5 protein-coding genes are annotated in these 5,569 nt (G+C 60.9%); 3 read left to right on the forward strand and 2 right to left on the reverse strand.

Annotated elements, in window-relative coordinates; translation table 11 throughout:
* Positions 1 to 2,206, forward strand: a 2,206-nt coding sequence (gene recD, locus L861_RS12755; protein WP_016417433.1) for an exodeoxyribonuclease V subunit alpha, incomplete at its 5' end; no start/stop codon positions are given.
* Between the two features lie 147 nt (positions 2,207 to 2,353).
* On the opposite strand, the gene L861_RS12760 is transcribed toward recD, so the two are convergent.
* Together L861_RS12760 and L861_RS12765 are read right to left on the reverse strand one after the other, a co-directional pair.
* Positions 2,354 to 3,277 (reverse strand): cupin domain-containing protein, encoded by a 924-nt coding sequence (locus tag L861_RS12760; RefSeq protein ID WP_016417434.1) that lies wholly within the window; start codon positions 3,275 to 3,277, stop codon positions 2,354 to 2,356.
* Positions 3,278 to 3,524: 247 nt separating this feature from the next.
* Positions 3,525 to 3,785, reverse strand: coding sequence for a hypothetical protein (locus L861_RS12765; RefSeq protein WP_016417435.1), 261 nt, complete (start codon positions 3,783 to 3,785; stop codon positions 3,525 to 3,527).
* Positions 3,786 to 4,425: 640 nt separating this feature from the next.
* On the opposite strand from L861_RS12765, the gene L861_RS12770 reads away from it, so the two are divergent.
* Together L861_RS12770 and L861_RS12775 are read left to right on the forward strand one after the other, a co-directional pair.
* Positions 4,426 to 4,992 (forward strand): TetR/AcrR family transcriptional regulator, encoded by a 567-nt coding sequence (locus tag L861_RS12770; RefSeq protein WP_016417437.1) that lies wholly within the window; start codon positions 4,426 to 4,428, stop codon positions 4,990 to 4,992.
* Positions 4,989 to 5,569: MFS transporter (locus L861_RS12775; RefSeq protein ID WP_144063050.1), on the forward strand; the 581-nt coding region annotated here is incomplete at its 3' end. The genes L861_RS12770 and L861_RS12775, both read left to right, overlap by 4 nt.

Consider the following 5,569-nt stretch of genomic DNA (forward strand, 5'->3'; position numbering starts at 1 on the left):
CGCTGCACTCGCCAGCCACCAACTCGGCCGCGGCCACGTGTGTCTCGACCTGGCCCAGACGCTCGCCGCCCCCGACCTGGCGCTCTCGCTGCCACCGGAAGGCGACGACCTCAGCGACCCGCCGCCGCTACCAAGCGAAGTGCTGGATGGGCTCGACCTCGATTCCTGGCAAGCCGCCCTCGGCCACCCCACCCTGGTCGCTGACGGCAACACTCCCCAGCCCGGCAATACTCCGCTGGTCAAGGTGAAACACGACGCCACCACCCGGCTCTACCTGCGCCGCTACTGGCAATACGAACAAGACATCCGCCAACAGATCACCGCCAGACTCACGGATGCCCCCGATCCCTGTGGGAGCGCAGCTCCGCTGCGCGATGGCGCCGACAGGCGCCCGGATTACTCACTCACCCCCGATCCTCGTGGGAGCGCAGCTCCGCTGCGCGATGGCGCCGGCAGGCACCCGGATGACACCACCGCCATCGCCCAAGCCCTGAATGCCCTCTTCCCCACCAGCCACACTCTGGACTGGCAAAAGCTCGCCTGTGCCCTCGCCGCCCGCTCACACTTCGCCGTGATCACCGGCGGCCCCGGCACCGGCAAAACCACCACCGTGGTCAAACTGCTCGCCCTGCTCCAGACCCTGGCCCTGAGCGAAAGCGAACGACCACTGCGCATCCTACTCGCTGCCCCCACCGGCAAGGCCGCCGCACGCCTCAACGAATCGATTGCTGGCCAAGTGGAAAACCTCGAACTGGATCAGCTTGTTCAGTTGTGGGAGCGCAGTTCACTGCGCGATGAAAAAGACACCGACACCCCCGCCTCCACTCAGCTTGAATCAAGCACCCCGTGGGAGCGCAATTCATTGCGCGATGAAGGAATCGACCCCCTCCGCCAAGCGATCCCCACCGAGGTCACCACGCTACACAGGCTGCTCGGCTCACGCCCCGACACTCGCCACTTCCGCCACCACGCCGGCAACCCACTGCCACTCGACGTGCTGGTGATCGACGAAGCCTCGATGGTCGATATCGAAATGATGGCCGCCGTACTCAGCGCCCTACCGCCCAAGGCACGGCTCATCCTGCTCGGCGACAAGGACCAGCTCGCCTCGGTGGAAGCCGGCGCCGTGCTTGGCGACCTGTGCCAGCGCGCCGAAGGCGGCCACTACACCCCAACCACCTGCCAATGGCTCGAGCGCATCACTGGCACACCGATTCCTAGCGACTACCAGGAACCGAACGGCCAGCCACTCGACCAAGCCATCGCCATGCTGCGCGTCAGCCACCGCTTCGATGCCAGCAGCGGCATCGGCCAGCTCGCCCAGGCGGTGAACCAGCCACTAGCCCGCGAGCACTCCACCAAGAACAAGAAGCGCGCCGTACGAAAAACATTCGAGCAACGCTACGCCGACATCGCCCACCTCAACCTCGCGGACGCCGAAGACCCGGCTCTCGATCGACTGGTAGTGGAAGGCAACCCGACGGGCTTTCTCAACCAGGGCAAAGGCCGACAGCACCGTGGCAATGAACTCGCCCCACCCACCGGCTACCGCCACTACCTGGAGGTACTGAAGCAGCAACGGCCACCAGCCGGCAGCGATTTGGAACAGCATCGTGACGAATACGACCAATGGGCCCTGGCCGTACTCGATGCCCACAACCGCTTCCAACTGCTGTGCGCGCTACGCCGCGGCCCATGGGGCGTGGAAGGCCTGAACCTGCGCATCGCCAAGGCACTGCGCCGCCAGGGCTTGATTGCCGCTAGCGATCACGAACTCGAACACGGCTGGTACCTCGGCCGCCCAGTGCTCGTGACCCGCAACGACTATGGCCTTGGCCTGATGAACGGCGATATTGGCATCACCCTCGCCCAGCCGCATCCACAAGACCCGGCCAGAAGCGTGCTGCGCGTCGCCTTCCCCACCGCCAATGCCGACAAGCCCATCAAATGGGTACTGCCCAGCCGCCTGCAAGCGGTGGAAACCGTATTCGCCATGACGGTGCACAAATCCCAAGGCTCGGAATTCACCCACACCGCCCTGCTACTGCCGGATGCCCCCAACCCCATCCTCACACGCGAGCTGGCCTACACCGGCATCACCCGCGCGAAGCACTGGTTCACGTTGGTGGAGAGTGGGCGTGGGATACTTAATGAGGCAGTAACAAGAGAAGTTCTACGGGTGAGTGGGTTGGGCGTAATCAAGTGAAGGCGTGTGGTTCGGCGATCAGCGCCGACACGCCAAGTGCCGGCCACCGCACGTCTCACGTTGATTGTAGGGGTACCCTAGTTAGCTTGGCCTGATTGCAATGGCCTTTACGTATTCCTCTTTCATGAATATGTCTCCGCTGGAGGTTTAAGTGATCTCAGTCTCCGCCAAGACGCGACGCAGCACACTCCACGACAGGTCGGAGTGGGTTTTGAACTTACCTTTCTCCTGGGTTTGCTCATCGATAAAGTCGAAGGCATTCCGCGAATGGTGCTCCCGGTGGTGGTGGTCGTGGGGCATCATAGGGGTCTCGTCTTCATTGAGATAGACGTGGAAGCTGGCGCCAAACTCTTCGGTGGAGTTCATGAATCCAGGGCCTGTTGTGCCCTCGCCGCCGTTCAGCGGACAGTAGACCCGGTGAACGGCGTAGGTGTCCTTCGACAGCCATGCGCATTGCCCGGGGCTAAGGGTGATCAGGCCAAGCTTGCGAGCATTCCAGTCCAGGGAGTCATAAAGCATGACATCCAGTTGGCCGGCAAGACAGAAGACGATTCCGGTCGTATCCCCATGCGAGTGGATGGGCGAATAATGCTGCGCCGGCCAGATCTCCAGAACCACAGGGGAACCAACGTCATTGCCCTCCGGGAGACTTTGCACGTGGCCGTCTTCCAACGCCAGGTAGTCGTACTGGCTGCTCCCGGTGCAGGCGACGCGGATGTAGGGCGGATGAGTCTTATCATCAGCGGCCTTATACTGGAGAATCTTGCGCAGCAGTCCAACCTCGGTGCCGGGCGCTTCGGCGGGAGCGAGGTGCTTGCGCATCGCCGCCACCTCCCACGGTGCCAGCCGCATATTCTCGGCCTTGCGCACCATGTCCATGACCACGGGCGGGATCATCAGTTGCTGGACGTACTCGTCGAAGAACGACGCCTGATCGATCACCGCTGCGGGTACGGCTCTCGCTGCCTTAAGCCGCAGCTCCCGATCCTCCTCCTGCGTGATATGGAACGGATAACCCTTCCCGCGTACATCCTTCGCTTCGACGGTTTCTCTAGACTCGCTCGTCTTCATATGCCCCTCCTGTTTTCCTGCCATCATGGCTATATCCAACAGCGTTAACCTGATTACCAAGGCTCGCGATGGTTACTAACCATGTTTTAAATCGAAGACATATATTAAATACAACGAAGTGTGATCATTACTTATCCAGCGCACTCTCCCAGATGGGAAATTCAATACCCTGGAAGCACTATTGATTCTTTTTGCAAGATACAAGATCAGACCTTGCTGACTTGCAAGGCCTGACTCCTCTGACGCATTAGTCTATCGTACGAATAATCGAGTCGTGATCGGTAACTCTATGGTCATAGATGTTAATGTTGCTTTGATGCTGGACGTAATATGGGCGTTGCGCCCCCCTATGTTTCACTGCCATCACAAAGCCGCGTTCATCGACGCGATCCCATTTCTCGGACTTGCCTTGATGTAATGTGAAAAAGCTGGTATCGCCGCCGGTACCCCACTCATTGATGGCAACTTCAACCTCTTGTTGGGCGTTATTTGTGACTTGGATAGTCATGATCATTCTCCTTCAGTTAACCCCTACTCGTATGGCTTTTCGGGTTCCGCCCCGTTTTTTTAGTGGTCTCTGGCTTCCACTATATCCACATGCGGCCCAGCCAGAAGGCCTGCGTCGTGATCAGCTCGTTCATGGTGTCTTCTAATGCGACAGAGCGGCGAGTATTAGTGTGAAATTCCCTTTCATCGGAGATAGCCAACATGTCCATGAAGTATTCATGACATTTCCCTAGTGTTGTAACCAAATCATCAAAGTAACGAAGTGCAACTCTTACTCCCCAATACGCTTCCCAAAATGGGAATTCCAATCCTTTGCATCAAGTACATGTCACTATAGTAGGCATGATTAATTCATAAATAAGACATGCGATATGGGGCACGTGTGAGTTATACCATCCCACTTGTACTCTTCTTGCCATGGCTTGTAAGACATTTGCCATTCCATTGTTAAGACATCTGACATAACCCTTGTGGGCCACCTTCCACAGCCTGTTGCCTTGTGGATGGAACCATCACGCCGTGGTGGAAACCGGCCGTGGGATTTATGCCGATCACTGCCGGACGCTCTTCGCTGCGGTATCGCTTGACACCGCCGGGCGACTTGCATTTAGATAGATCGGTCTATATAGGAGCGACCACCAATGCCAGCTTCCAAGCGCGACCAACTGCTCGCCACGGCCGAGCGACTCTTCTATGAGCAGGGATTCCACGCCACTGGCATCGACCGCATCGTGGCGGCCGCCGGGGTGGTGCGCATGACGCTCTACAACCACTTCGACTCCAAGGAGGCCCTGGTGGCGGCCGTCCTGAAGGCCCGCCATGAACGCTTCATGGCCAGCCTCGATGCGGCGGCGGCCTCCGCCTCGCCGGGCCAGGTGACACGGGCCTTGGTCGATGCGCATGGCCGCTGGCTGGAACAGTACAGCCAGCATGGCTGCATCATGGCCAAGGCGATGGGCGAGTTCGCTGAGCACAGCGCCGAGATTCATGCCCTGGCGGCGGCCGCCAAGACCGACCTGCTGGCACGCCTCGAAACCGCCGTGGCACGCGACGGGCTGGACCACCACGCCAGCCTGGCGCGACGTCTCTTCATGGTGCTGGAAGGCAGCAATACGGCAGTGGCCCTGCTGGGCACGGAGATGGCCCTGGCTGACACTCGGGCGGTGACCGATGCCCTCCTCGCCACGGCCCGGAGCGAGACCCCATGAGGCCCCTGTCCCCCCTCGGCATGGCGACCCTCGGCAGCGGGATCATCGCCATTACCTACGGCCTGGCCCGCTTCGTGTTCGGGCTCTTCCTGCCCGCGATGCGCGACGAGCTGACGATCTCCCCTTCCATGGCGGGGGTGATCGGCGCCCTGCCTTTCCTGAGCTTCGTCTTCGCGATCCTCGCCGCCACCTGGGTGATACGCCACCTCGGGGTTCGTCGCACGGGGGTCGCGGCCGCCAGCCTGGCCGTGATCGGGCTGATGACGATCGCCCTGGCGCCGTCATCGCTGCTACTGGCCGCCGGCGTGTTGATCTGCGGGATCAGCACCGGGCTGTCATCGCCGGTCATGGCGGAAGCGGTTCACCGGGTCGTGCCGTCCTGGGTCCTGCGCGGGCGGGTCAACGCCACCATCAATGCGGGCACCAGCCTGGGGATCGCGCTCGCCATGCCGGCAGTGTTGATCTGGGCGGAGGCCTGGCGCAGCGCCTATCTCGGGTTCGCCGCCCTAGCGGCCCTGGGCACCCTGGCGGCCCTCTGCTACCTGCCTCGGGATGGCCAACGCCACTCAGCATCGCA

Source organism: Litchfieldella anticariensis FP35 = DSM 16096, assembly GCF_000409775.1.
Classification (GTDB): Bacteria; Pseudomonadota; Gammaproteobacteria; order Pseudomonadales; family Halomonadaceae; genus Litchfieldella; species Litchfieldella anticariensis.

Excerpts from the sequence above, each read along its gene's own strand:
- L861_RS12765 (WP_016417435.1), bottom strand. The coding sequence starts at position 3,785 with ATGACTATCCAAGTCACAAATAACGCCCAACAAGAGGTTGAAGTTGCC.
- L861_RS12770 (WP_016417437.1), top strand. The coding sequence starts at position 4,426 with ATGCCAGCTTCCAAGCGCGACCAACTGCTCGCCACGGCCGAGCGACTC.
- L861_RS12760 (WP_016417434.1), bottom strand. The coding sequence starts at position 3,277 with ATGAAGACGAGCGAGTCTAGAGAAACCGTCGAAGCGAAGGATGTACGC.